The sequence below is a fragment of the Clostridium sp. 1001271st1 H5 genome (assembly GCF_005845215.1).
In the GTDB taxonomy this organism is placed as follows: domain Bacteria; phylum Bacillota; class Clostridia; order Lachnospirales; family Lachnospiraceae; genus Enterocloster.
Map to the genome: position 1 here is coordinate 92,053 of NZ_SPHO01000006.1, position 23,623 is coordinate 115,675.

A 23,623-nucleotide genomic window follows, 5' to 3' on the forward strand; every position below is an offset into this window, starting at 1 on the left:
AAGTGTCCGTGCGCCCTTCCCCACTCTATTGTGTCACATCCGTTCCTGTCAATTTCTGATAATACTTGATTAACGCTCCGTGGTCTTCCTGCCCGCACCCGTCTGCCTTCAGAACCTGAAACATCTGCATCACCTGGGCGGTCAGCGGCATTGGGGTATGGGTGGCGTACCCTGTCTCCATTGCATTGGTCAAATCCTTAATATGCAAATCAATTTTAAAGCCCGGTTTATAATTTCCTTCCAGCATCATAGGAGCCTTTGCATTCATAACGGTTGAACCTGCAAGGCCGCCTTTAATTGCTTCGTACACCTTCTCCACATCTGCGCCTGCCCTTGCTGCCAGCTGTAATCCCTCTGACAGGGCAGCTATGTTCACTGCCACAATCATCTGGTTGGTAAGCTTACATGTATTTCCGCTTCCCACACCGCCAACCAGTATGGCTGAAGACCCCAGTATATCAAAATATTTTCCGGCCCGTTCAAAATCCTCCCGGCTTCCTCCTGCCATGATTGCCAGGGTTCCGTCTGCTGCTTTTGGCTCGCCTCCTGATACAGGAGCATCCATCATATGGATTCCTTTCAGACTAAGTTCTTCAGCAATTTCCCTGGAGACTCCCGGAGCAATGGAGCTCATGTCAATGATAAATGTCCCGCATCCCCCAAATTCAGCGATTCCCCCATTGCCTAAAACAACGGATTTCACATGCGGGCCGTTGGGCAGCATTGTTATGATATCCTCACACTGATCTGCTACCTCCTTAATGCTTGCGCAGCCGATGCATCCTGACTTTTCTGCCCGTTCCACAGCCTCCGGCATAATATCGTAGGCATAAACCTGATATCCGCCTTTACTCAAATTACACGCCATATGGTACCCCATGATACCAAGACCGATAAATCCAACTTTCATCATCTGCCTCAACCTCTATTCTATGTAACCCGCTCCGCGCATCTGCAGTTCCATTGCTTCTATTGCCTGCTTATGCCCCGGCAGATTCGGTGTATATGGTTTTCCCACGTCCAGGCCCAGCATATTGGCTAAATCTTTTGTGGCCACCGGAAAGCTGGCCTTATCCATGGACAATCTGATGGGATTCAGCTTAAACTGCGCTTTCCTCGCGCCGTCCAAATCTCCCTCCATATAAAGATTATAGATACTTGTAACTAATTCCGGTATAAAATTTGCTGTTGTGGCCACACAGCCCGCGGCTCCGTGGACCATTGCCCCAAAAATCAGGGTGTCCTTTCCTCCAAAAACCTTAAAGCCTATATCGGAGGTTCTTCTTATGAATTCCTCTGTCTGTGTCATATCACCGGAGGAATCCTTCATACCTACAATATTCGGCACTTCTCTGGCCAGACGTTCCACCAGGCCGGCGCTCAGGGTATACCCGGTACGCCCCGGATTATTATATAATAACATGGGGGTATCCGGCACTGCATCCGCAATACGTTTGAAATGCAGGTACAGCTCGTCCTCTGTGGGTTTCAGAAACATGGGCTGGAGAACCGATATGCCGTCTGCGCCGGCTGAGGCTGCGGCTTTTGCAATGCGGATGCATTTCTTGGTGCTGATTGCCCCGATTCCCATATAAACCGGTACCCGGCCGGAAGACTGGTCCAGCATGATATTCAAGGCCCATATCATCTCATCCTCTTCCGCCATATAAAATTCGCCGTTGCTTCCAAATGCCAGAATGCCGGAAACACCTCCATCAATGACGAAATCCACCTGTTTTCTCATTTTTCCTTCATCCATCACTTCATCTTTATCAATGGGTGTCAGTATGGGGACAATGACTCCCTTTATAAATTCTGTATTCATATAATTTTCCCTCTCTTTAATTTACGTATGCCTTAGAGCGTATTTTATACCTGCAGTATCCCGTTTTGAGATATAACCCTCCCGTCAATTTTCAACGTGATATCTCTTATAACCATATCCATATGAAGGGGAGCCTCCACATTGCCGCCAAATGAAAGATTGTTTCCAATTCCAATATGTACGGTCCCATAGGCGCCTTCATCTGCCAGCATGCGTCCGCATATTTTATTTTCCCGGTTTACAGGAAGCCCTATTTCACCGATATTATAAACCCGGCTGTCCTTATACTGTTCCAGAATCCGCCTCAATGTTTCAGCTTCATCTGTTCCGGAAATCATCACAATCTGTCCATCCTCAACCTGCATGGTAATGGGTTCCCGTATCATGTTCAGACTGGGGTGCGGGATGCTTCCGTCTATTACCAATACCCCCTGGGCGGTTCCCTCCACCGGTCCCAGGGCAATTTCAGCGTTAGGCGGCGATGACGACTGGCCCGGACGGATGCTGCGGCCATAATCAATCACAGGCCCCCTTCCCTCCACACTGCATACCAGGTTTGTTCCCCCGGGTGATGTGAGTTCCAGTTTCTTTCCGCTGAAATGCGGGGCAATGCGGTTTAATATCTCTGTAATCTCCAAAAAGTCGGCTGTAAGCCCGCCTTCATGAAACATGGATGGTATATAATCAACCAGATTCACATACCGGCAATGGCCGTTTAGTACCACCCTGCGTCTGGCCTGGGAATGGAACATGGACATGGACGTGGCTGCGAAGATAACATCGGCTGTGTCCATGGCTGCCGCTATCTCCGCAGTGGGCTCATCCCCGTGGGACGTCCTGGGCGTCATCACTGCCATAGATGTCTCATTGGCCTTGGAAGCCCAGTCAAACAGTTCCTTTCCTATCTGAAATTTCTCCGTATCCGTAACAATGAGGACTCGTTCCTCTGGTTTTAAGTCGGTAATCGGTCCCAGAAGAGACCGGATTCCTAATGGCATTTCTCCCATAGCTCCTCCTACATTCCAAGATATATCCTGCGTATTTCATCATTACCGTTAAGTTCCTCCGGGGTTCCTGATATCACCGTAGTGCCGTCCTGTATGACATAGGCCCGGTCTGCAATCGCAAGGGTTTCGTTGACATTTTGTTCTACAATCAGAACCGATATGCCCGTCTCACGGATTGTCTTTACAAACTGCAGCACTTCTTTTACCAGCTTAGGCATCAGGCCCAGGGACGGTTCGTCCAATATCAGCAAAGATGGTTTTGACATAAGGCCCCTTGCAATGGCTACCATCTGCTGTTCTCCTCCTGACAAGGTCTCCGCCTTTTGCTCTGCGCGTTCCCTGACCCTGGGAAACAATTCATAGACCATATCCAGTGTCTTTTTGATTTCATCCTGATTTTTTCTTGTATATGCCCCCATGGACAGATTTTCATAGACAGTCAGTTTTCCGAACAGCATCCTTCCTTCCGGTACAAGGGATATTCCTTTTTTCAGGACCTCATACGCGGGCATGCCGGTGATATCTTCCCCATTATAAGTTATGGCTCCCTCCCAGGGCTTTAGTAATCCGGAAACTGTTTTTAATGTCGTGGTCTTTCCGGCTCCATTTGAGCCAAGAATGGCAACAATCTCCTGATTCCCGGCCTGGAAGGATATATCATTCAGGACCGGCATCATAGCGCTGTATCCAAATTTCAAGTTTTTCACTTCCAGCATAATCATTCCCCCAGATAAGCAGCAATCACTTTTTCATCCTTTGTAATCTCCTCCGGTGTTCCTTCTGCAATCCGCTGTCCATACTGCAATACCAGGACCCGTTCACAGATTCCCATTACCACCGGCATCACATGTTCAATGGCCAGGATGGAGATTCCCCTCTTATTTATCCTCTTCACCAGGTCGATGGCAGCTTCACGTTCCGCTCCATTGAGCCCTGCCATACATTCATCCAAAAGCAGGAGTTTCGGCTTTGTACTGAGTGCCCTTGCAATCTCCAGCCGTTTCTTCTGAATGACGCTGAGAGAACCGGCCAGCTGGTCCTTCTTACTTCCCAGTCCCACAAATTCAAGTATCATATCCGCATATTCCTTGGCCTCCATAGTGCCCGGAATGTGAAGCATGGCGCCTACAGTGGCATTATCAAGCACAGTCATGGAATCCATGGACATGGGAATCTGGAACGTCCTGCCAATCCCCTTTTTTGCTCTTTCATACGGCGGCAGGCATGTCACATCCTCCCCATTAAAAAGTATGGTCCCGGCTGTGGCGGGATAAATTCCACTGATAAGATTGAACATGGTTGTCTTTCCTGCCCCATTAGGTCCCACGACGCCATACACCTGACCTTCTTCAATATCAAACGTCACATCCGATACCGCAGTCAAACCTCCGAACTTTTTTGTCAGGCCCGTTACCTCCAATATACTCATGCACTGCCCCCCTTCCCGGCGGAGCGGCCCGGCTCCTTACTCCTGGCTTTGTGAATCAGATTACCGGACAGCTTCAAAACGCCTTGAGGCTGGTACAAAATAGTGAGTATGATTAAGACGCCGTACAGAACCAGGTCAATCCCTGATATAGTGGCTCCGATGGTGGCCCTGGTATATTCTCCCAGCGGCACAATAAGCGCAGCCCCAATCACAGGTCCGTAAATGGTTCCCACGCCCCCGATTACCGCCATGATAATCATTTTTGTTGAAAGGGTATTTATAAACACGGTGCTCGGGTCAATATAGGTCTGATACATGGCGTAGAAAGAGCCGCACAGAGATGCGATGCATGCGCTGATTACCAGCGCAATGGTCTTATATTTTCTGGCATTGATTCCTACGCTTTCTGCCGCTGTCTGATTCGCTTTGATTGTTCTGAAGTAATATCCGATTCTTGAGCTGTTGATATATATCATGATAGATATCACAAGCATCAGTATGACACCGAAAATGTAATAATAATGCAGCTTTCCCCTGAATTGCAGGGAATACCAGGGATTCATCTTCATATTAAGAAAATCAATCCCCATCATTCCTTTTGTAAAGGGCAGGTTCACCGCTATGATACGTACGGTTTCCCCCAGCGCCATGGTGGCAATGGCAAAATACTGCGCGCTTAATTTAAATATAGGCAGAGCCACCAGCAGCGCAAGAAGCGTTGCAAAAAACATACCTATCAACATGCCAATCCACGGAGTGACATTCCAGTAATAAAAAGGAAGCACCGCTCCATATGCCCCCACGCCAAAGAACATGGCCTGGCCAAGGGACACCTGGCCTGTATATCCGCCGAATATATTCCAGGCAGAACCCAGACATGCCCACATCAGAATCAGGATTCCCAAATTCTGCTGAAAACTTTTGGTGAATACGTGGGGATATGCAATTATAATCAGGACAGTGAGTATCAGATGCCAAGGCTTTATATTGCTGATAAAAAGGGCTTCTCTCATTCGTTTTCCAATTTTCATAAGCATCACCACCCAAACAGGCCCTTGGGCCTTTTATAAACCACCAGCAGGAACAGGGCAAATACAGCCAGGTATTTAAGAGCTGCATTGGTATAAGTTCCCACCACCGTATCCATGATTCCCATCAGGACACCCCCGATTACAGCCCCGGGTATACTTCCCATACCGCCGATACAACAAGCTACAAAGCCAAAATTAATGAATACCGAACCAACGCTTGGATATACATAAAAGTAATAGGACAACGCCACTCCGCCGATTCCGGCAGTAGCCGCGGCAATACCAACGCAGCGCATATATGCCTTTTCCGGATTGATTCCCACCAGCGCTGCCGCGTCCTTATTTAAGGCAGTCGCCTTAATGGCCCTCCCCAGCTGTGTCCTGTTCAGAATATAATACAGGGTAACTGCAGTGACGATACAGATAATAAAGGGAACCAGCTTTGAGTAGGATATAATTAGACCTCCTGCGGAAAACGAGCCTGTAAATATCTGGTTCGGCACTGTCTTAAAGTCAGAACCAAACGCTATCTGAGCAACGTTGACCAGCACAATACTGAGGGCATATGTAAGCAAAAGCTGGCTTAACATAGGCGCATTCATGACACGCTTTATAAGCACCTTGTAAAAAACAATTCCAAAACAATACATTACCACCGCTGCAATAGGCAGACAGAGAAGCGGGTCCAGTCCTGATTTAACGCTGAAATAATAGGATATGAACATACCAAGCATCAGTATTTCCCCATGAGCAAAATTAACAATGTACATGACACCCCAAATAAGCGAAACCCCCATCGCTATCAGGGCAATAATCATCCCTGTAAATGTCCCTTCCAGCAGGACCTGCAACAGCAATGTCATAAAATGCACCTGCCTTTCCGCTAGTCTCGTTCACTCCATGCCGGTACCGGGATTATAGACTCAGCACTCTTGGCAGAATCCGGATATACGGTCACATATGCCTGATTCTGAATCTGGGTGATGATGCCTGTTGCCTGGGTGTTCTGATGGCTTTCGTCAAAGGTTACCCCGGTCCATGGTACAATCAGGTATTCCTCATTCATATCCGTCTCTTCCAATGCCTTGACAATCGCGTCGGCGTCCGTACTCCCCGCCCGGTTGATTGCATCTGCAAAGATAAGGAAACCCTGGGCTGCGCGTGCTGTATTTCCAGTCATATCATGGTTGGAAAATTTCTTGGCCAGATTATTGATTTCGGTCAGATACGGTTTTGTATTAGCCAGGTCCATACTCCAGGCATTTGCCGTAAATATGTAATCCACATCCTTGCCGCAGGTGTCGAAATACTCCGTTGCAACAAATCCTCCCCTGGCTGTAAAGGTCGCCTTAGGGCTGAAATCCAAATCTTTACATGTATTGGTATATAGAATGGCCTCTGCGGTCAATGCATAAATCAGTACCACGTCCGGTTTCGCATCCTTCAGTTTAAGTACCTCTGACGTAAGTCCGGTAGGATTTCCAGGATATGTAATGGACTGGACTATGTTGTAGCCATGATTCCCGGCTGCTGCTTCGCACAATTTCTTAAAATTCACGCCGGCCTCAGCCTCATCCGCTATGATAGCCACATTTTCAAAGCCGGCTTCCTTTCTATAAAGGTCCATATAATTAAACGTATCTTCCACAAATGTAGCATCCGTTGGTCCTGTGCGGAAAAAATATTTTAGTCCCCGTTCCGTCAGGGTAGGCGACGATGACTCTGCATTAATGAACGGAATACCATATTTTTCAGCCACAGCGCTGGCTGTCTTAGTCACCCCGCTGGCATCACAGCCAATTAATCCCGTCACATTTTCCTCCGTTATCAGACGCTCTGCTTCCGTGGCGCCCACTTCCGGATTTCCCTGGCTGTCCGCTGCAATGATTTCTATCTTTGCATTGCCCAGATTAGGAAGTCCCTGGGTCTTGGCAAAGGGATAATCAATATCATATTCATGATTGATAAGCTCCGCCATGGCCTTCAGTGTATTGATTGTCTGGTTTCCTGTCTCAGCGCTGGTCCCTGTCAGAGGATAAACCGCTCCTATTTTAATGGTTTGGGATTCCTCCTCTGTCTTTGCCTGAGACGCCTGTGTCTCTTTGTTTTCAGAAGAATTTCCGGCTGACCCCTGGGGGGTGCATCCTGTAAATGAAACCACAATAGCTGCCGCTGTCAGTAAGCTTATGATTCTTTTTCTCATTCCCAGTTTCCTCCTAATCATTTGTGCGTATGTTTTTTACAGTTCCCTAACAAACTCATTCATCAGAGTAAGTCCTTCCGATAATACATCCATCCCCCTTCCGTAAGACAGCCTTACAAAATCACCATAGGCTTCGCCAAAGGCCTGTCCCGGAACCAATGCCACCCCCTTTTTTTCCAAAAGCTTTTCCGCAAATTCATTTCCATCCATTCCTGTTTTTGATACATTAATAAAGAAATAAAATGCCCCCATGGAATCGACGTAACTGAGCTTCTGTATCTTATCCAGTTCAGATGCTACAAAGTCCCTCCTCTCCTCAAAACAGCTTATCATATGGTCCACAGCTTCTGTGCACGCCTCTGTTTCCATCCCTTCAGCCAGACCCTCCTGGATAAAACCAGGTATACAGGTCGTCGCGTACTGATGGACTTTCAGTATGGCAGGAATGAATTTGCGATGGCAGGCAACAAACCCAACCCTCCATCCAGTCATGGCAAATACTTTTGAAAACCCGTTTACCATGATGGTCCTGTCTCTCATTCCGTCCAGGGAAGACAGGGAACAGAACTTCCTGTTTCCATAAGACAGCCTGGAATAAATTTCATCGGCCAATACAATAAATTCATGTTTTTTGGCCAAATCCGCAATGATTGACAGGCTTTCCCTTGTAAGAACGGTCCCTGTGGGATTGTTGGGATTTGTCACCACCAGCATTCTTGTTTTCTCTGTTACGGCTGCCTCCAGACGTTCCCGGTCAATTTGGAATCCGTCCTTTTCCTCCAACGCCACCTTTACACATGTCGCGCCGGTCATATGGATACAATTCTCATAATTCATGTAGGCAGGGGTAAGTATGATAACTTCATCTGATGCATTGACCAGTGAAAATATTACATCAAAAATAGCCTCTGCCGCACCTACTGTTACCAATATCTCATCCGACGGGTCCACTTCCACCTGATATTCTGCTTTCAGCATGGATGCAATGGATTTTCTCAGTTTTAATGTTCCCCTGTTGGGTGCATAATGGGTCATCTTCTTCCTGGTCAGCGCATCCACTGCTGCGGTCACTATGGGTTTGGGTGTATCAAAATCAGGTTCCCCAACCTCCATATGGATAATTTTCCGTCCTTCAGCCGCCATCTGATTTGCCTTTTCCAAAACCTTTCTTACTGGTGAAAACTGTACTTCTTTTAACCGCTCTGCTGGTTCACATGCATTCATCATCGTAGTAATCCTCCTAAGTTTATTCGGTTCATAGTAAAAGGGCGCAAAAACTTATTTTCGTCTTTGCGCCTTTGCCGTCTTATCAGCCTCTGTATCGGTTTCCTTCCCTATGGCCAGATTCCTCTGATTTTTTTTGCCTCCACAACCCGTTTTACTGCAATCAGATATGCTGCCATACGAGGGGAAATCTTCCGTCCCGTTGCCGTATCCCAAACGCTCAAAAACGCATTACCCATTATCTCTTCCAGTTTCCGATTAATCTTTTCTTCACTCCACATTACTTCCTGGATATTCTGGACCCATTCAAAATAGGACACGATAACGCCGCCAGCATTGGCCAATATATCCGGGATTACCACGATATTTTTCTCAAATAATATTTTGTCAGCCTCATTGGTAGTGGGTCCGTTGGCTGCCTCCAATACAATTCTGGCCTTTACCTCATCCGCATTTGCCTTGTTAATCTGGTTCTCCAGTGCTGCCGGAATTAAAATGGTCACATCCAGCCCCAGCAGCTCCCTGTTTGATATATGTGTCACGCCATCCGCCCTGTAATCCTTTAAAAGGCGGTTTTCTCCTGATGTGACGTATCTGCAGATATCCGGAATATCCAGCCCTTCCTGTTTATACAACCCACCGCTGACGTCGCTGACTGCAATCACTTTGATTCCGGCCTGGTGAAGAAGTCTTGCAGTGGTCTCCCCCACATTTCCAAATCCCTGGACCGCAACCGTAGCCTCATCCCTGCCCATTCTCAGTACCTCCAGCACATTGAGGGCAGTAAACATGACGCCTCTTCCCGTGGCATCCTTCCGGCCTAAGGCGCCTCCTATCTCCAGAGGTTTCCCTGTTACCACTCCCGGGACACAATGGCCCTTCAGCATGCTGTAGGTATCCATCATCCACCCCATCACCCTTGCATTGGTTCCCACATCCGGCGCAGGAATGTCCTGGTCCGGTCCTATGATGGGTGATATCATGGCAGTAAACCGCCTTGTAAGACATCTCAGCTCCCTCTCGGAAAGCTTGGACGGGTCTACTACCACACCGCCTTTTCCTCCTCCGTAGGGAATCCCTACAACAGCAGCCTTAAAAGTCATCCAGGCAGCCAGTGCCTTTACCTCATTCTGGTTTACGCCCTCGTGGTAGCGGATACCTCCCTTGGCAGGTCCCCTGGAAGTTGAGTGCTGTATCCGGAAGCCCTCAAATACACGCACTGAACCATCATCCATCTCCACAGGGATGGAAACCTTAAGCTCTCTTTCCGGATATTTGATTGCCTCGTAATCCTTTGGCGCATATCCTAACAAATCCGCGGCTTGACGCACAATTTCCAATACCTCATCATAAGGATTATAATTGTCTCCCATTTGCATATACCCCTTTTTTATTTATTATGCATAAACCGGTTCATTGCTTTTGTTCCAGATATTCCCATGGATAAATTGATTTATTTTGTTGTAAATCTTAGCAAAATAATCTATAATCTTTTGATGTAATATAGTTTTTTCATGATTTAATTATATCTTCCTTTATTTATTCGCACAAATGCATATTTACCCCACAATCTATAGATACAATCTATGGATTTATCTGTGATATGCGAAATTTGTTTGTATATAAATTTTACAAAAGACAAACCAGGAGGTTAATCATGAATCTGAACACACTGTATTACTTTAAGGTATTAGCCCAATTGCAGCACTACTCCCAGGCTGCAGAACTTTTATACATATCCCAGCCCAGCTTAAGCCATGCCATATCAGCTCTGGAAAAGGATTTGGGTGTTCCCCTGTTTCAAAAAAAAGGACGCAATGTAGAGCTCACCAAATATGGAAAAATCTTCAGTTCCTATATATCGAAGGGATTTGATGAAATTGAAAACGGCGAAAAAACCATAAGAAAATTATCCAGAAATGATTCCGGGATGATTGATTTTGCCTTTCTTTATATTCTGGGAGCAAATTTTGTTCCCGGATTACTTTCTAATTTTTTAAAGCTGGAAACCTCTAAAAACATCAGCTTTTCCCTGAAGCAGAATAATTCCAGGGTCATTGTTGAAAATCTTAAAAAAGGCAACTATGACCTGGCCCTGTGTACCTTTGTTCCCAACGAGGAAGAAATATTGTTCACTCCCGTACTGCACCAGGATTTAATCCTGATTACAGCGCCTGAACATCCCTTATCCGTAAAAGAGGAAGTCTGCATTGAGGAATTAATTTCATATCCCATTATTGGCTATAACTCAAAGGCGAGTGAAACCCAGAACGTGATATCCAACTTATTCAGTACCAGCATCCTGAAACCGAATATTATATGTGAGGTAGAGGAAGAGATGTCCATTGCCGGTCTTGTTTCCATTAATTACGGGATTGCCATTGTACCTGACCTGGATTTTTTCACCAACTTTCCCATCAAACGCATTCGTATTAAGCACGACCGGGCCCATAGGGAAATATATCTGGCAGTCCGGAGGAACCGGATATCTGTGCCGTGCATTGATACATTTTACCAGTTCATTCTGCACTATACCCATAACTCAGACGCAATTGTCTAATCACGGAAATCCGCTGCAGCGCAAATGACGGCTCACCGGGCTTTTTCACTCAGCCCTATGAACCGTCATTGTCCTGTTTCATTACCCTTTATATGATTTCCCCTTAATCCCCGGACCTGCTTTCTCCAAGCGTTTTTCCGGCTGCTTTCCCAATCAGCCTCTCTATTCCTTCTTCAGGATAAGACAGCAGCCTCCCAAACTCCGCGGCAATCCGGAATCTCTCCTGTCCTGTATAGGCGCCATTTCCAACCAGATTTTTCTTCTGTTCCTTCAGACCCAGGTAGCGCTCCAGCACATCGTCGGTCCGGTAAAAGAGATAATTATACTTACCCTTATTTAACTCCTCCGGAAACAAATCCGTAATAAAGGCCTCATCCTCCGGATAGAACTTCACCCCGTATGTTCCGCACAGCCTTTTCACATCCTCCAGATAGGAATCCCGCTCCTCCCTGGTATCACAGGGATGGCTCATGGCCAGGGTCTTAAGGCCGGCGGATACCATCTCACAGAAGCAGTCCATGACACCCAGACCATAGGAATATGCGTCAATTACATGGGGGTTCTGTTCCCTGTTCACAAATTCGTACTCTTCCTTGTCCAGAGACAGGGGAATCCCCGACTTACTGGTCACATTCACACCGCCATACCAGGTGCTGTCAACGGAAAAGACATCTCCCGCCTGGTATTCCATGGAGAACTCATCATTCTTTTTAACTATCCGTATCCATTGTCCTTCCACTGCTGTTTTCCTCCAATCTAATCCTGTACAGAGGGCCTTCCGGTCCCAACCCGTCCCGGACAAAACCGCATTTTGTCAGTACCCTCTGTGATATAACATTATCCGCCTCAGTCTGTGCCGTCACACATGTCACTTCCTTTTGGGCCAAGGCCCATTTCACAATTCCGCTTACTGCCTCTGCTGCATATCCCTGGTTCCGATACGTTTCATCTATACCGTAACCGACTTCCACCGCCCCATCCTGGTCCGGAGCGCCTTTAAAACACAGCCCTCCGATGGCAGACCCGCCACGCAGCTGGATTTCCCATTGTGTGCCCCACTCTTCCTGTCCGGGCAGCAGCCTGATGGTTTCCATCATTTCCCCATATGCCTGCCTCATCTCTTCATCAGGCTCTGCATCGCGCAAAGCAGCGATTTGTTCCATGCTCTGCGGCAGAATGCAAAGCCGCTTTGTCAGTACTCGGCATTCCTTCATTTTCTTCTGCCCCCTTTGTTTTCTTTTATACACCCCATTTTTTCAGGCCCCAATTTTTTCCATCCCTGCATCATAATAAAGAACCGGTATCCTTCTATTTTATAGCTGCCCCCGGTTCCTGTCAATCCGCCTTGCATTCCTCCCTGACGCCTTGCTCCCTGCAGTCTGCATCCCGATGAAAGCCGGCCCAAAAGTTCCCAGATGTAATACCCGTATTGTTTTTTCGTACTATCCAATCTCCCCCCAGCGTGTTATAATTTAATTATCACATTAAGACCAGACATAGTAAACCAGGCACACGTCAATGCAATCATACACGGGGGGATGGTTATGGTATTAAGATGTTTTTCGGCTCCGGATGAAAAGGTGTATCTCAGTTTTTATCCCTGCTGCTCCGACACTGGCCAGGGGGATTGCTATGCATGCTGTCAGGACCCACTGCTGGTCTTTAAGACAGACTATACCAAACTCCTGCTGTCCTATCTGGAATCAGAATATCCTGAAGTTGACGTTTGCCGGGATAACCAGATTCCTGCCGGTACCTGGAATATCATTATACAGAAAATTGAGGATGACATGAGCCGCATCCATTTCGATGACACTGTCTTTGACTTTTACAGCCGTTTCATCAGCTGGATTACGGATGCACTGGAACGGACAGATATAATCGGAGTGAAAGGAAACCAGGGCTTGTCCCAACATTCAATTCCGCAGCGTCACCCGTAGCTTCTTAAAGCTGAATAAAGCCGCAGATAACAGATAACAGGAGCTGGCCTTGCCAGCTCCTGTACCTGTATACGGCTCATCAGATTCAGATTTCTATATCCCCAGCCATGCTCTGCCGCTAAACCGCCTCAACAGCCGGCAGTATATAATCCCTGACCAGCAGCCACCTGTTTTTCGCATCCGGTTTAAAACCAGATGCCATAGCCACCACCAGATTCCTGTCAGGAATCCAGCAAATCATATTTCCTCCGTCTCCCATCGCTGCATGGACAGCCACGCCCTTGCGCTCAAACTGCCACCACATATAACCATAACGGTTGGAATTACGCTTCACAGACTTCCGGACCCATGATTCAGGTATTATCTGCGTTCCATTCCACATACCCATATTCAGATACAGAAGGCCGAACCGCGCCATATCCCTGGGCGTCATTGTAAGTCCCCAGCCGCCGGTGGTAATGCCGCCGGGGTCCTGTACCCATCCCCTGACTTTCTCCCCAAACAGGCTTTCATAGGTATAGGACTCCATGGGATAATCCGGAATCACCCTCATGCCTGTGGGCGCAAACAAATGCTGGTTGGCAAATTCCCGGACACTTGTCCCAACGGCCCGCTGTACCGCTGCGGACAGGAGATGGGCGCCGCCCGTGCAGTACTGGAAGTGCTTCTTCCCCTTACTGTTTTCCCAATTTCCCCTCATCATATCCAGCGTAAATCCCACCCAGTCAGGAGAGGTGCACATCCGCTCCAATGGTTCCTTCCAGTCCTCAAATCCATAAGGCACCGTCATATTCAGCAGGTCCTCAATGGTTGCATTGCCGCAATTCCTGACGTGTTCCTCCGATACCTGGTCCGGGAAATACTCCATCACCCTCTGACCGGCGGATGGTATGTATCCTTTATCAACGGCAATTCCCACCAGTGCAGACAGAACACTTTTTGTCACGGACGCCACATGGACCGGCTTATCCGGCCCAAAGCCATTAAAATATTCCTCATAAACAATACAGCCGTTCCTGACAACCAGGATTCCATTGGTATTCCCGTATTCTGATGTGATAACGGAATGCAGCTGCCGGGGCAGCTCCGGGTTTATGCCCTGTTCTCCGGGTCCTGCTAACCGCCACTGCGGCACAGGCCAATTTTCTTTTTGCATAAAAGCTCCTTGATTTTTATAAGTACACCGGTGTCTGCAAAGAGCATATAATGATTAAAAATGAAAATCAAGTACATTTGCGCAGAATATAAAATCCTTTTAATATCTTTTATAAATCCTTACAAAACATGATAGTGGGGAATTATGTCCTCATAATGTCCGTCCTTCATCAGGAATCCTCCCGGTATCACGCCCAGCCGGGTAAATCCAAGCTTTTCATACAGATGCAGCGCTGAAGCATTGCTCTTCACCACAGCATTGAACTGCAGGATACCAAATCCCAGTTCTTTTCCCTTTTCCATACAATGCGTCACCAGCGCCTCTCCGATATGATGTCCCCGCATATCGGACCTTACTGCATAGCTTGCATTGCAGATATGGCCGCAGCGCCCCACATTGTTGGGATGAAGGATGTACAGACCCACGATGCTCCCACTGCCAGCGTCATATGCAATTCCGGTAAAAGACTGTTCAGAAAAGAACTGATTTCCTGTCTCTGCTGTGAGTGTATCCATCTGCGGAAATGCCACGCCCTCCTCCACAATATGATTCCATATCCTGACTGCCTCTTCTACGTCAGATTCTGAATACTGTCTTATCCTGATATCCATGCCTGTCAAATCCCCTTTCCTGCACGTCAAATCATTTTTCTCAACATGCTTTCCCCGTTACTATAATAAATTACCAAAGGAAAATCAAGTCCACTCCCCTGTCCGTGACAGAAAATGCCCTACAGGAAATTAAATGCTCCCATCCCTGGATAAACAGCGCTGTCTCCCAGCTCCTCCTCAATCCTCAGCAGCTGGTTATACTTTGCCACACGCTCGCTCCTGCTGGGCGCGCCTGTCTTAATCTGGCAGGTATTGAGAGCCACTGCCAAATCCGCGATAGTGGTATCCTCTGTCTCTCCGGACCGGTGGGACGCAATGGCTGTATACCCTGCCTTGTGCGCCATCTTGATGGCCTCCAGTGTTTCCGACACAGAGCCAATCTGGTTCAGCTTTATGAGAATGGAGTTTCCGCATCCCATGGAGATTCCCTTCTTAAGCCTTGCTGTATTGGTAACAAACAGGTCGTCGCCCACCAGCTGTACCCTGCCGCCCAGTTCCTTTGTCATGAGCTGCCAGCCTTCCCAGTCTTCCTCATCCAGGCCGTCCTCTATGGAGTAGATGGGGTATTTTGCACACAGTTCCTTCCAGTGTCCCACCAGTTCTGCGGAGGTAAAATGCTTTTTGCATTTAGGAAGCATGTACTCTCCCTTTGTTCCGCTCTTCCATTCACTGGAGGCCGCGTCCATGGCCAGCACAAAATCCGTTCCCGGTTCATAGCCAGCCTTCCTGACTGCCTCTAAAATAAACCGGATTGCTTCCTCGTCGCTTGCCAAGTCAGGGGCAAACCCGCCCTCATCACCGACAGAGGTGGCAAGCCCCTTTTCCTTAAGCAGCGCTGCCAGGGCATGGAATACTTCCGTGCACCAGCGCAGACCTTCCCTGAAGTTCGGTGCGCCCGCAGGCATAATCATGAATTCCTGCACGTCCACTGTATTGGCCGCATGGGCACCGCCGTTGAGAATGTTCATCATGGGCACCGGCATCCTGTTTCCGTTCACACCACCCAGGAAGCGGTACAGCGGAATCCCAAGAGCCATGGAAGCCGCCCTTGCGCTGGCAATGGACACAGCCAGAATTGCATTTGCCCCCAGATTGGACTTGTCCTCTGTGCCGTCCGCCTGTATCATGGCCTGGTCAACGCCATATATATCGGATGCATCCATTCCCCTGACAGCGTCATTGATAATAGTATTGATATTATGTACTGCCTTGCTGACTCCCTTGCCACCGAAACGGCTCTTATCACCGTCCCGTAACTCCAGCGCCTCAAATTCACCTGTGGACGCCCCGCTGGGAGCAGCTCCTCTTCCAATGGTGCCGTCTGCCAGATATACCTCTGCCTCCACGGTGGGGTTTCCTCTGGAGTCAATGATTTCCCTTCCAATGACTTTCTCTATCTCTAAATAATCCATACGCGTCCTTTCCCATGTACGCCCCTGCCCTGACCCGTAAGAATCAGGGCAAAAGGAGTTCCATGATTGATTCACATGTGTTAGTTTCGGCTAACTATCTGTATTATACTAACAACCCGCATAAAATGCAAGACTTTTCCATGTGATTTTTTAAATATCCCGCACCCTTGCGGCTTTTCCCACTCCCATACATCCATACCCAGGGCATTAAGGGCAGCGATTCCCAGGGTATGCCCGGGAATAAACCATATTTGCAATTATATTACCTGCCTCCATCCACATCAAAATGTCTGGGGCCAAAAAAAGGACTGCGGCATTCATTGCAGCAGTCCCCCGAATTTCCTATTCTCTGATTTCCTAATTCTCTAATTTCCAAATTCTCTATCTTCCATTCCCTTATGCCCCGGCCCGGATATCCCTATCCCTATATCCCTGCCTTCTACCTCTTGTCTCTCAGCATAACGTCATGGGCTCCGCCCTCCACAATACTGGTGGAGGATACCAGAGTGATTTTAGCCTTCTCCTGAAGTTCCGGAATGGTAAGGGCCCCGCAGTTGCACATGGTGGAACGCACCTTGCTCAGTGTCAGGTTCACATTGTCCTTAAGGCTTCCTGCGTATGGAACAAAGGAATCCACGCCCTCCTCAAAGGACAGCTTCTTATCCCCGCCCATATCATACCGCTGCCAGTTCCTGGCCCTGGCGCTTCCTTCGCCCCAGTATTCTTTCATATAGCTGCCGTTGACATTCACCCTCTTGGTAGGGCTTTCGTCAAATCTGGCAAAATACCGCCCCAGCATGATAAAATCAGCGCCCATGGCCAGCGCCAGTGTGACATGGTAATCGTGTACAATGCCGCCGTCCGAACAGATGGGCACATATACGCCTGTCTCTTTATAATAATCATCCCTGGCCTTTGCCACCTCTATGAGGGCTGTGGCCTGCCCTCTTCCGATTCCCTTCTGTTCACGGGTAATACAGATAGCGCCGCCGCCAATGCCTACCTTGACAAAATCAGCTCCTGCCTCTGCCAGAAACCGGAATCCGTCTCCATCCACCACGTTGCCGGCTCCCACCTTTACGGAATCCCCGTAATTCTTTCTGATATAATCAATGGTGATTTTCTGCCACTCTGAGAAACCTTCCGAGCTGTCAATACACAGCACGTCCGCTCCCGCCTCCAGCAGGGCAGGCACCCGCTCCGCATAATCCCTTGTATTGATACCGGCTCCCACCATATACCGCTTGGAGCTGTCAATCAGTTCGTTCTCATTCTTTTTATGGGTATCATAGTCCTTGCGGAAAACCAGATACACCAGCTCCTGGTTCTTGTTCACCAATGGAAGACAGTTAATCTTGTGCTCCCAGATAATGTCATTGGCTTCCTTCAGGGTGGTGGACTCGTCGGCATAGACCAAATTCTCCAGCGTGGTCATGAAGTCCTTTACCTTTGTATCAGGTCCCATCCTGCTGACACGGTAATCCTTATTGGTGACAATGCCCAACAGCTTTCCGTTTGGCTGTCCGTCCTCAGTCACTGCAATGGTGGAATGGCCAGTCTCCTCCGTGATGGCCAGCACATCCGCCAGCGTCATATCCGGTGATACATTGGAATCACTTACCACAAAACCAGCCCTGTACCGCTTCACCTTATGAATCATCTCAGCCTGCTTTTCAATGGCCTGGGACCCATAGATGAAGGAAAGTCCGCCCTCCTGGGCAAGGGCAACGGCCATCCTGTCATCCGACACGGACTGCATGATGGCGGACACCATAGGGATATTGATGGATATATCCGGTTCCGTTCCTTTCTTATACTTTACCAACGGCGTCTTCAGACTTACCTGGGAAGGGACGCACTGGGTGGATGAATAGCCTGGAATCAAAAGATACTCACTGAACGTGCGGGAAGGTTCCTCAAAATAGAATGCCATGTCATTTCTCCTTTTCAATTTGTTTTTATTTTATTCTCCGCCGAACCTTGTAACTGGTACTATCATATCATGCCCCCATATCTTCCGTCAATCAATGACCGGACGCTGGCAGCCGTTTAATCCGACCAGACCGTCAGTCCATATATACCCGGGACCCGGTGGCTCCCCTCTGCCCCTGGTATTTTCCATTATATGGGTTGAGCGCTATGTCGTCCATCTCCGCAAACACAAGCTGTCCCACCCTTCTTCCTGCCTTCAGTTCAATGGCACAGCGGTTTGCATTAAAGAGTTCAAGGGTAATCTCTCCCTTAAAGCCCGGATCCACCCAGCCTGCATTCTGTATAAACAAACCCAGACGCCCCAGAGAGCTTCTTCCCTCCACAAACGCGGTCAGGTTGTCCGGCAGCGAAACATACTCCATGGTGGTTGCAAGCACAAACTGGCCCGGCAGAAGGATGTAGGTATCTGTGCTTATGGTCTTATACCTGACCTCATCCTTTAAGGTGATGATTCCTGTGGATAAATCCTCCACAATACTGAAGGTATTTCCCAGCCGTATATCCACGCTGGCCGGCTGTACCTGCTCTTTTTCCAGAGGCGTGATTGACAAAGTACCTGCCTCCAGCATTCTATATAATGTCTTGTCCGATAAAATCATAGTGTATTCCTCCCATAATCAGCGTTACTATATTTTATCCCTTAAACGGATTGGCAGCAATATGAATTTATCTATGAACATCAGACAGAGGCTGGATATGAGTGCAGAAGCGGCAGAGGGTCAGGTGCATCTCCATCCGTTATACTCAAACCAGGACTGGAAGAGAAAATCGGCATGCCTGGGTTAACGGCATGCCGATAGAAATGAGAGTTATATTGTGTTGATTTGACGCGGTCTTTCGGTCCCCGGACTTTCCTGTTCCCTGGGTTTAAAGCATGCCTGAACTTTTATTACGGCATCTGTTTACCGGGCATTATCCGGCCCTGCAAAATGCAATCCAGCGTATTCTTATACCCAATATATGAATCTACAATATAATCCGCTTCCCTTACATCCTGTGGGATTCCTGAGCCCCGGTAGGCTGCCACCCGGGCTCCGGCCAGCTTTGCGGCGTGTATGCCCACGGCGGAATCCTCAAACACAATGCATCTGCCCGGCTCTGCTCCCAGATAATCCATTGCCCTTTTATAACACTCCGGGTCCGGTTTCAGGTTGGTGCACATATCGCCGCATACGACCACATCAAACAGGCTGGTCATCTTCATTCGGTTCAGGGCAATCATAATCAGACGGGTGGAGGTGGAAGTCACCAGTCCTGTTTTCATTCCCCTGCCCCGTATATGCTGAATCAGGGATACCACGCCCGGCATGGGACGGATGTCGCTGTTTTCATAGGTATTGCCCACCTCTTTCCGCATTCTGGCCAGTTCCTCTGCCGCGACCTTCACAGGGGCTCTTGAAAGCAGGGCTTCGATGGCAGTTTTGTCATTGGTTCCGATTAACAGCCTTTTGTCCTCCTCTGTCAGGCGGATTCCAAAAGCTCCCAGGGCCTTCTCCAGATATGCCGCATTGCTCTCCTCCGTATTTGCAATGACCCCGTCAAAGTCAAACAGTACGAATTCTGTTTCCATAGGCGCACCGCCTACTGCTCAAACAGCCTGCGGGCATTGGTCTGTATGTATGCAATCTCATCTTTGGAAAGGTCGCAGAAATCGCTGTTTTCCATGGAACAGTTGGAATCCTGGACATACATCATCCTGGTATCTTTCTGGGTAATGGAATAAAACCAGCACTCCTTGGGCACATTGTATACCTTTCCCTGCTCCATCAGAGTCAGTTCAATCTGAAACCCGTCCTCTTCCTTCTCTGCGGTAATCAGGATTGCCTTTCCCCCAGCCAATATAAACTGCTCGTCAGTGGAGTGATGGATTTCCAGGTGGGCAATGCCGTCTATGTCATTATCCGGTTTCCAGTTCTTAATACTTACAAGCCACTTTTCATTTTTATAAACACACAGAATTCCTTCTCCGTTATTCTCATATACATCCGGCTTCATTATCATATCCTCCTCGTTATGAGCACTTAGCGCCTGTATTTTAGGCGCATATGTGCGATACATGTCACTGGCACTTAGCGATTGCTATGAGCACTTTGCCGCTGTCTTTTAGCGGCTTACGTGCGATGCATTCATATGACTTAGTGAGGTCCCTCACGAACTTAGTCATATGATGGTCCTTTCGAGCTTAGTGCAGTGGCTCGTTATGAGCACTTAGCGCCTGTATTTTAGGCGCTTATGTGCTAAATTTCAGTCCTGCCAAGAATGGGCACGCCATAACCAAATGCCCCTTCCTTTGCACACATTTTTGCTGCAAACGCAGCGCCCTTCTTCATGGCTTCTTCCAGTCTTTCCTTCATGCGTTCCTCTGAGCCCTCCACCACAGCTCCTGTCTCCGATGTTTCCAGCAGGGAGCACAGGAAGGCTGCAAAGTAAGAATCACCGGCGCCCATGGTATCAATCACATCGTCCGCATGGACAGCGGGCACATACAGGAAACTGTCCTTATACAGCACATAGGACCCGTCCTCTCCAACAGTGCCAAGGACTACCTGGACGCCGTAGGACTGGACCTTCCGCATCTCCTGCTCCCGTTCCTCCCTGGTCAGATGCGCACAGGAAAGAATGGCCACCGTCACATAAGGACATACCTTCTCCAGATACTCATCCGTCCATCTGGTAGAAAAATCATAGGCAATGGCAACGCCGGTTCCCTTAAGGCTCTTTAAGTCGTCCTCGATGTAAGAATTCAAATTGGTATAAATCAGGTCGAAATTCCTGATATACGCAAAATCTTCCTCAGTAAAATCATAGCCGTATTCCCTGGCAATGCCTCCTTTATTGGAGCCAAGAAATACCCGGTCATTTCCCTTCAGTGTCACCAGGGCAAATCCATTTTCACCCTCATGGCGGCGGCAGCGGCTGTCGTCAATCCCAATCTGTTTCAGGGTGTCCCGGACGCATTCCGCCACCTGGTCGCTGCCATATTTGCCAAGGTAGGCTGTCCGGGCCCCGTTGAGCTTGGCATATACACAGGTGTTGACGCACTGGCCGCCAGGATACATTTTGCCTCTGGAAAGGTATTTATCACAGACATTATCTCCCACCGCAATTATTTTGTAATCCTTCATTTCATCTCCTGCTTTCTTTTATTTATATGGATTGAACTGCTGAATGATTTCAGTAGCCCGCGCCTTTCCCCTGTCCATGCATTCAGGTATGGATTCCCCAAGGCTTACGCCATAGGTAAAGGCGGCAATATAGGAATCCCCGGCTCCCACCGTGTTCACCACCGGTACTTTTTCCGCTTCCTTTTCATAGAACCTGTTGCCGTCATATGCAAGGCTGCCGTGTTCGCCCAACATGGCAATCACAGTACCGGCGCCCTTTTCCCTTACATTTACCATAAAGTCCCTGATATAGCTGTCGTCCTGGTCATAGGAGAAAAACGCATAATCCAGATAGGGAATAATCCTGTCATTGCTCTCCTGCTCCAGCCGCTTGGAAAAATCATACACCCATATCTGCCCCGGCTGTTTCAGTCCCTTTATATAACGGTCAATCCTGGACCAGCGTTCCGCATAAACAATATCAAAGGTTTTGACAAATTCCAGGTCCTCCCCTGAAAGTTCAATCTCCTCCATGGCATTGCCCTCAAAATGGAGATGCTTCTTATCCCCATCCACAATGTCCATGGCAGCCATTCCCGTAGGACGGTCCGCGCGTTTCAGCACCCGCAGGTCTATTCCCCTTTCCCTCAGGCGTTCTTCCAGGGCCATGGCAAATACATCATTGCCAAGAATGGTCATCTCTGTCACGTCACCGCCCAAATCCCGGTAATTAAGTGCAAAATCAATGCTGTTTCCGGTGAGGTAATACCGGTCCAGCTTATAGTAAACATCAATGCAGTTATCTGCCATTGCAATTGCCCGTTTCATGCTTTATTCCTTCCTTTCCCCCACGGCGTATATCATATAATGGCGCATTTTGATTCCATCGTATTCACAGAAGTAAATATCCGCTGCATGGCCCAGCTTCAGCTCTCCCCGGACAATGGGAAACACACAGTGGTTTCCTGTCAGGAGGGACTTCAGATGGCCCGGCGTATTTCCTCCAATGGTCCCGTATGTGGGCAGATAATGGTTATGATGATACGGATAGTCCTCCGGGGCAATGCGGCTTAAGCATTCCATGATATCCTTTTCCACACAGTCCAGGCTTTCATTGACCGTGATGCCCGTGGTGGTATGCTCGGTAATCACATAGACCAGCCCGTTTTCAATTCCGCTCTCCTCCACAAACTGCCTGACCTCAGGAGTAATCCTAATCATCTCAAATTCCTGGTCCGCACAGACAGCTGCTTCCTTTAGTTTAAACTCCATTTGTCCATTCCTCCAATCCCAAAAATCTGAGGGCATTTTTATAATATATGTTCTCCAGGGTTTCGGGAGAGAATCCAAGACTGTCAAGCCCTCTCTTACACCGGACCGGGCGGATTCTGGGCGAGCCGGAACCAAACATGATTTTGCGGGAAATATTATGCTCCACCCACAATTCCCCCATATCTTCCTTAAACACCTTACGGTATGTCTGGTAAGGGCCGTCGAAATTCATCAGCGCCGTGCTTGTATAGCAGTTCTCGTATTTCAGGAGAAGGGCGGCCGTTTCCTGGACCCAGGGCCATCCCACATGGGCCAGGCAGACATTGACATCCGGATAGCTGCAGCAAATCTCCTCAAAATCCGCGGGTCTGGAAAATCTTGAAAATGCCTTCTGTTCCAGGCTGAGTCCGGCATGAAAGATAATTGGCCTGCCGAATTCCCTGCATATGTCATACAGGGGCATCAGTCTCTCATCATAGGGATACATGTGAAGCCTGGCCGTATTGATATACAATCCTTTCAGCCCCAGCTGTTCAAATGCCCGCCTGAGTTCTTCCCCGGCATCCTTATTCCGCGGGTCCGCTGATGCAAACCCAATAAAAAAATCCGAATCATATGCTGCCAGCCGCGCAATCTCATCATTGGATATGGCCGGCTCCCCGGTTTCAGATGAATAATCACTTGGCAGCATGAATATCTTCTGTATATCGGCCAGAGCATACTGCTTCTTCAGCAATTCCATGCCCGAAGGTCCCATCAGATGATAATTCATTTCGTCGCACCGTTTTCTGAATCTGTCCTTATCCCGGCAAACCGGCTCAAAAAGCGCGGGACGTATATGCGTATCAATAACCATA

Annotated in this window: 25 protein-coding genes; 2 read left to right on the plus strand and 23 right to left on the minus strand. The window is 48.3% G+C overall.

Features of this window, described 5'->3' with window-relative positions; genetic code table 11:
• Window positions 1-25: 25 nt before the first annotated feature.
• The 10 genes from garR to FGS84_RS10780 form a co-directional block, all read right to left on the minus strand.
• Window positions 26-910: a 2-hydroxy-3-oxopropionate reductase gene (garR, locus tag FGS84_RS10735; RefSeq protein ID WP_138308534.1), complete on the minus strand. Its 885-nt coding sequence runs from the start codon at window positions 908-910 to the stop codon at window positions 26-28.
• A gap of 15 nt (window positions 911-925) precedes the next feature.
• A complete protein-coding gene (locus tag FGS84_RS10740; RefSeq protein WP_138308201.1) occupies window positions 926-1,825 on the minus strand; it encodes a dihydrodipicolinate synthase family protein in 900 nt (299 codons plus the stop codon).
• Window positions 1,826-1,869: 44 nt separating this feature from the next.
• Entirely contained in the window at window positions 1,870-2,832 is a 963-nt protein-coding gene (locus FGS84_RS10745) for an aminopeptidase (RefSeq protein ID WP_138308203.1), read from the minus strand.
• Between the two features lie 8 nt (window positions 2,833-2,840).
• Window positions 2,841-3,548: an ABC transporter ATP-binding protein gene (locus tag FGS84_RS10750; RefSeq protein WP_330641038.1), complete on the minus strand. Its 708-nt coding sequence runs from the start codon at window positions 3,546-3,548 to the stop codon at window positions 2,841-2,843.
• Between the two features lie 2 nt (window positions 3,549-3,550).
• Window positions 3,551-4,261: an ABC transporter ATP-binding protein gene (locus FGS84_RS10755; RefSeq protein ID WP_138308207.1), complete on the minus strand. Its 711-nt coding sequence runs from the start codon at window positions 4,259-4,261 to the stop codon at window positions 3,551-3,553.
• A complete protein-coding gene (locus FGS84_RS10760) occupies window positions 4,258-5,292 on the minus strand; it encodes a branched-chain amino acid ABC transporter permease (protein ID WP_171042608.1) in 1,035 nt (344 codons plus the stop codon). Before FGS84_RS10760 ends, FGS84_RS10755 begins: the two co-directional genes overlap by 4 nt.
• 5 nt (window positions 5,293-5,297) lie before the next feature.
• Entirely contained in the window at window positions 5,298-6,155 is an 858-nt protein-coding gene (locus tag FGS84_RS10765; RefSeq protein ID WP_138308211.1) for a branched-chain amino acid ABC transporter permease, read from the minus strand.
• A gap of 20 nt (window positions 6,156-6,175) precedes the next feature.
• Window positions 6,176-7,495, minus strand: coding sequence for an ABC transporter substrate-binding protein (locus tag FGS84_RS10770; RefSeq protein ID WP_171042609.1), 1,320 nt, complete (start codon window positions 7,493-7,495; stop codon window positions 6,176-6,178).
• A 36-nt stretch (window positions 7,496-7,531) separates the two neighbouring features.
• The gene (locus FGS84_RS10775; RefSeq protein WP_138308215.1) at window positions 7,532-8,722 is read right to left on the minus strand and encodes a pyridoxal phosphate-dependent aminotransferase; all 1,191 of its coding nucleotides are present in this window, start codon (window positions 8,720-8,722) and stop codon (window positions 7,532-7,534) included.
• 107 nt (window positions 8,723-8,829) lie between these two features.
• Complete coding sequence (locus tag FGS84_RS10780; RefSeq protein ID WP_138308218.1) at window positions 8,830-10,092, minus strand: Glu/Leu/Phe/Val dehydrogenase; 1,263 nt, start codon at window positions 10,090-10,092, stop codon at window positions 8,830-8,832.
• A gap of 284 nt (window positions 10,093-10,376) precedes the next feature.
• On the opposite strand from FGS84_RS10780, the gene FGS84_RS10785 reads away from it, so the two are divergent.
• A complete protein-coding gene (locus FGS84_RS10785) occupies window positions 10,377-11,279 on the plus strand; it encodes a LysR family transcriptional regulator (protein WP_171042610.1) in 903 nt (300 codons plus the stop codon).
• A 103-nt stretch (window positions 11,280-11,382) separates the two neighbouring features.
• On the opposite strand, the gene FGS84_RS10790 is transcribed toward FGS84_RS10785, so the two are convergent.
• Both FGS84_RS10790 and FGS84_RS10795 read right to left on the minus strand, forming a co-directional pair.
• Complete coding sequence (locus FGS84_RS10790) at window positions 11,383-12,018, minus strand: hypothetical protein (RefSeq protein ID WP_138308222.1); 636 nt, start codon at window positions 12,016-12,018, stop codon at window positions 11,383-11,385.
• Window positions 11,990-12,493, minus strand: a complete 504-nt coding sequence (locus FGS84_RS10795; protein ID WP_138308224.1) for a GNAT family N-acetyltransferase — start codon at window positions 12,491-12,493, stop codon at window positions 11,990-11,992. Before FGS84_RS10795 ends, FGS84_RS10790 begins: the two co-directional genes overlap by 29 nt.
• A 330-nt stretch (window positions 12,494-12,823) precedes the next feature.
• On the opposite strand from FGS84_RS10795, the gene FGS84_RS10800 reads away from it, so the two are divergent.
• Window positions 12,824-13,219, plus strand: a complete 396-nt coding sequence (locus FGS84_RS10800; protein WP_138308226.1) for a hypothetical protein — start codon at window positions 12,824-12,826, stop codon at window positions 13,217-13,219.
• 118 nt (window positions 13,220-13,337) lie between these two features.
• On the opposite strand, the gene FGS84_RS10805 is transcribed toward FGS84_RS10800, so the two are convergent.
• From FGS84_RS10805 to FGS84_RS10855, 11 genes are all read right to left on the minus strand, one after another.
• A complete protein-coding gene (locus tag FGS84_RS10805) occupies window positions 13,338-14,375 on the minus strand; it encodes a serine hydrolase (protein WP_138308228.1) in 1,038 nt (345 codons plus the stop codon).
• A gap of 119 nt (window positions 14,376-14,494) precedes the next feature.
• Entirely contained in the window at window positions 14,495-14,986 is a 492-nt protein-coding gene (locus FGS84_RS10810; protein ID WP_138308230.1) for a GNAT family N-acetyltransferase, read from the minus strand.
• A gap of 119 nt (window positions 14,987-15,105) precedes the next feature.
• Complete coding sequence (gene eno / locus FGS84_RS10815; RefSeq protein ID WP_138308232.1) at window positions 15,106-16,398, minus strand: phosphopyruvate hydratase; 1,293 nt, start codon at window positions 16,396-16,398, stop codon at window positions 15,106-15,108.
• A gap of 439 nt (window positions 16,399-16,837) precedes the next feature.
• A complete protein-coding gene (locus FGS84_RS10820) occupies window positions 16,838-18,331 on the minus strand; it encodes an IMP dehydrogenase (protein WP_138308234.1) in 1,494 nt (497 codons plus the stop codon).
• Between the two features lie 133 nt (window positions 18,332-18,464).
• Window positions 18,465-18,989 carry a dCTP deaminase gene (gene dcd, locus FGS84_RS10825; RefSeq protein WP_138308237.1) on the minus strand — a complete coding sequence of 175 codons (525 nt, stop codon included), beginning with the start codon at window positions 18,987-18,989 and terminating at the stop codon, window positions 18,465-18,467.
• Between the two features lie 290 nt (window positions 18,990-19,279).
• On the minus strand, window positions 19,280-19,960 hold the full coding sequence (locus tag FGS84_RS10830) for an HAD family hydrolase (protein ID WP_138308240.1): 681 nt from the start codon (window positions 19,958-19,960) through the stop codon (window positions 19,280-19,282).
• 11 nt (window positions 19,961-19,971) lie between these two features.
• A complete protein-coding gene (locus FGS84_RS10835; protein ID WP_138308242.1) occupies window positions 19,972-20,385 on the minus strand; it encodes a cupin in 414 nt (137 codons plus the stop codon).
• 242 nt (window positions 20,386-20,627) lie between these two features.
• On the minus strand, window positions 20,628-21,515 hold the full coding sequence (locus FGS84_RS10840; protein WP_138308244.1) for a fructoselysine 6-kinase: 888 nt from the start codon (window positions 21,513-21,515) through the stop codon (window positions 20,628-20,630).
• 18 nt (window positions 21,516-21,533) lie between these two features.
• Window positions 21,534-22,322, minus strand: a complete 789-nt coding sequence (locus FGS84_RS10845) for a PfkB family carbohydrate kinase (protein WP_138308246.1) — start codon at window positions 22,320-22,322, stop codon at window positions 21,534-21,536.
• A 3-nt stretch (window positions 22,323-22,325) separates the two neighbouring features.
• The gene (locus tag FGS84_RS10850; RefSeq protein ID WP_138308247.1) at window positions 22,326-22,766 is read right to left on the minus strand and encodes a secondary thiamine-phosphate synthase enzyme YjbQ; all 441 of its coding nucleotides are present in this window, start codon (window positions 22,764-22,766) and stop codon (window positions 22,326-22,328) included.
• On the minus strand, window positions 22,756-23,622 hold the full coding sequence (locus FGS84_RS10855) for an amidohydrolase family protein (RefSeq protein WP_138308249.1): 867 nt from the start codon (window positions 23,620-23,622) through the stop codon (window positions 22,756-22,758). The genes FGS84_RS10850 and FGS84_RS10855 overlap by 11 nt, the downstream gene beginning before the upstream one ends.
• Between the last annotated feature and the right edge of the window lies 1 nt (window position 23,623).

What these genes read in the sequence shown, in the direction of transcription:
- FGS84_RS10740 (WP_138308201.1), bottom strand. Translation starts at nt 1,825, where the DNA reads ATGAATACAGAATTTATAAAGGGAGTCATTGTCCCCATACTGACACCC.
- FGS84_RS10855 (WP_138308249.1), bottom strand. Translation starts at nt 23,622, where the DNA reads ATGGTTATTGATACGCATATACGTCCCGCGCTTTTTGAGCCGGTTTGC.
- FGS84_RS10805 (WP_138308228.1), bottom strand. Translation starts at nt 14,375, where the DNA reads ATGCAAAAAGAAAATTGGCCTGTGCCGCAGTGGCGGTTAGCAGGACCC.
- FGS84_RS10760 (WP_171042608.1), bottom strand. Translation starts at nt 5,292, where the DNA reads ATGAAAATTGGAAAACGAATGAGAGAAGCCCTTTTTATCAGCAATATA.
- FGS84_RS10765 (WP_138308211.1), bottom strand. Translation starts at nt 6,155, where the DNA reads ATGACATTGCTGTTGCAGGTCCTGCTGGAAGGGACATTTACAGGGATG.
- FGS84_RS10745 (WP_138308203.1), bottom strand. Translation starts at nt 2,832, where the DNA reads ATGGGAGAAATGCCATTAGGAATCCGGTCTCTTCTGGGACCGATTACC.
- dcd (WP_138308237.1), bottom strand. Translation starts at nt 18,989, where the DNA reads ATGATTTTATCGGACAAGACATTATATAGAATGCTGGAGGCAGGTACT.
- FGS84_RS10780 (WP_138308218.1), bottom strand. Translation starts at nt 10,092, where the DNA reads ATGGGAGACAATTATAATCCTTATGATGAGGTATTGGAAATTGTGCGT.
- FGS84_RS10840 (WP_138308244.1), bottom strand. Translation starts at nt 21,515, where the DNA reads ATGAAGGATTACAAAATAATTGCGGTGGGAGATAATGTCTGTGATAAA.
- FGS84_RS10830 (WP_138308240.1), bottom strand. Translation starts at nt 19,960, where the DNA reads ATGGAAACAGAATTCGTACTGTTTGACTTTGACGGGGTCATTGCAAAT.
- FGS84_RS10835 (WP_138308242.1), bottom strand. Translation starts at nt 20,385, where the DNA reads ATGAAGCCGGATGTATATGAGAATAACGGAGAAGGAATTCTGTGTGTT.
- FGS84_RS10820 (WP_138308234.1), bottom strand. Translation starts at nt 18,331, where the DNA reads ATGGCATTCTATTTTGAGGAACCTTCCCGCACGTTCAGTGAGTATCTT.
- FGS84_RS10785 (WP_171042610.1), top strand. Translation starts at nt 10,377, where the DNA reads ATGAATCTGAACACACTGTATTACTTTAAGGTATTAGCCCAATTGCAG.
- FGS84_RS10850 (WP_138308247.1), bottom strand. Translation starts at nt 22,766, where the DNA reads ATGGAGTTTAAACTAAAGGAAGCAGCTGTCTGTGCGGACCAGGAATTT.
- FGS84_RS10800 (WP_138308226.1), top strand. Translation starts at nt 12,824, where the DNA reads ATGGTATTAAGATGTTTTTCGGCTCCGGATGAAAAGGTGTATCTCAGT.
- eno (WP_138308232.1), bottom strand. Translation starts at nt 16,398, where the DNA reads ATGGATTATTTAGAGATAGAGAAAGTCATTGGAAGGGAAATCATTGAC.
- FGS84_RS10845 (WP_138308246.1), bottom strand. Translation starts at nt 22,322, where the DNA reads ATGAAACGGGCAATTGCAATGGCAGATAACTGCATTGATGTTTACTAT.
- FGS84_RS10775 (WP_138308215.1), bottom strand. Translation starts at nt 8,722, where the DNA reads ATGATGAATGCATGTGAACCAGCAGAGCGGTTAAAAGAAGTACAGTTT.
- FGS84_RS10755 (WP_138308207.1), bottom strand. Translation starts at nt 4,261, where the DNA reads ATGAGTATATTGGAGGTAACGGGCCTGACAAAAAAGTTCGGAGGTTTG.
- FGS84_RS10810 (WP_138308230.1), bottom strand. Translation starts at nt 14,986, where the DNA reads ATGGATATCAGGATAAGACAGTATTCAGAATCTGACGTAGAAGAGGCA.
- garR (WP_138308534.1), bottom strand. Translation starts at nt 910, where the DNA reads ATGAAAGTTGGATTTATCGGTCTTGGTATCATGGGGTACCATATGGCG.
- FGS84_RS10750 (WP_330641038.1), bottom strand. Translation starts at nt 3,548, where the DNA reads ATGCTGGAAGTGAAAAACTTGAAATTTGGATACAGCGCTATGATGCCG.
- FGS84_RS10795 (WP_138308224.1), bottom strand. Translation starts at nt 12,493, where the DNA reads ATGAAGGAATGCCGAGTACTGACAAAGCGGCTTTGCATTCTGCCGCAG.
- FGS84_RS10770 (WP_171042609.1), bottom strand. Translation starts at nt 7,495, where the DNA reads ATGAGAAAAAGAATCATAAGCTTACTGACAGCGGCAGCTATTGTGGTT.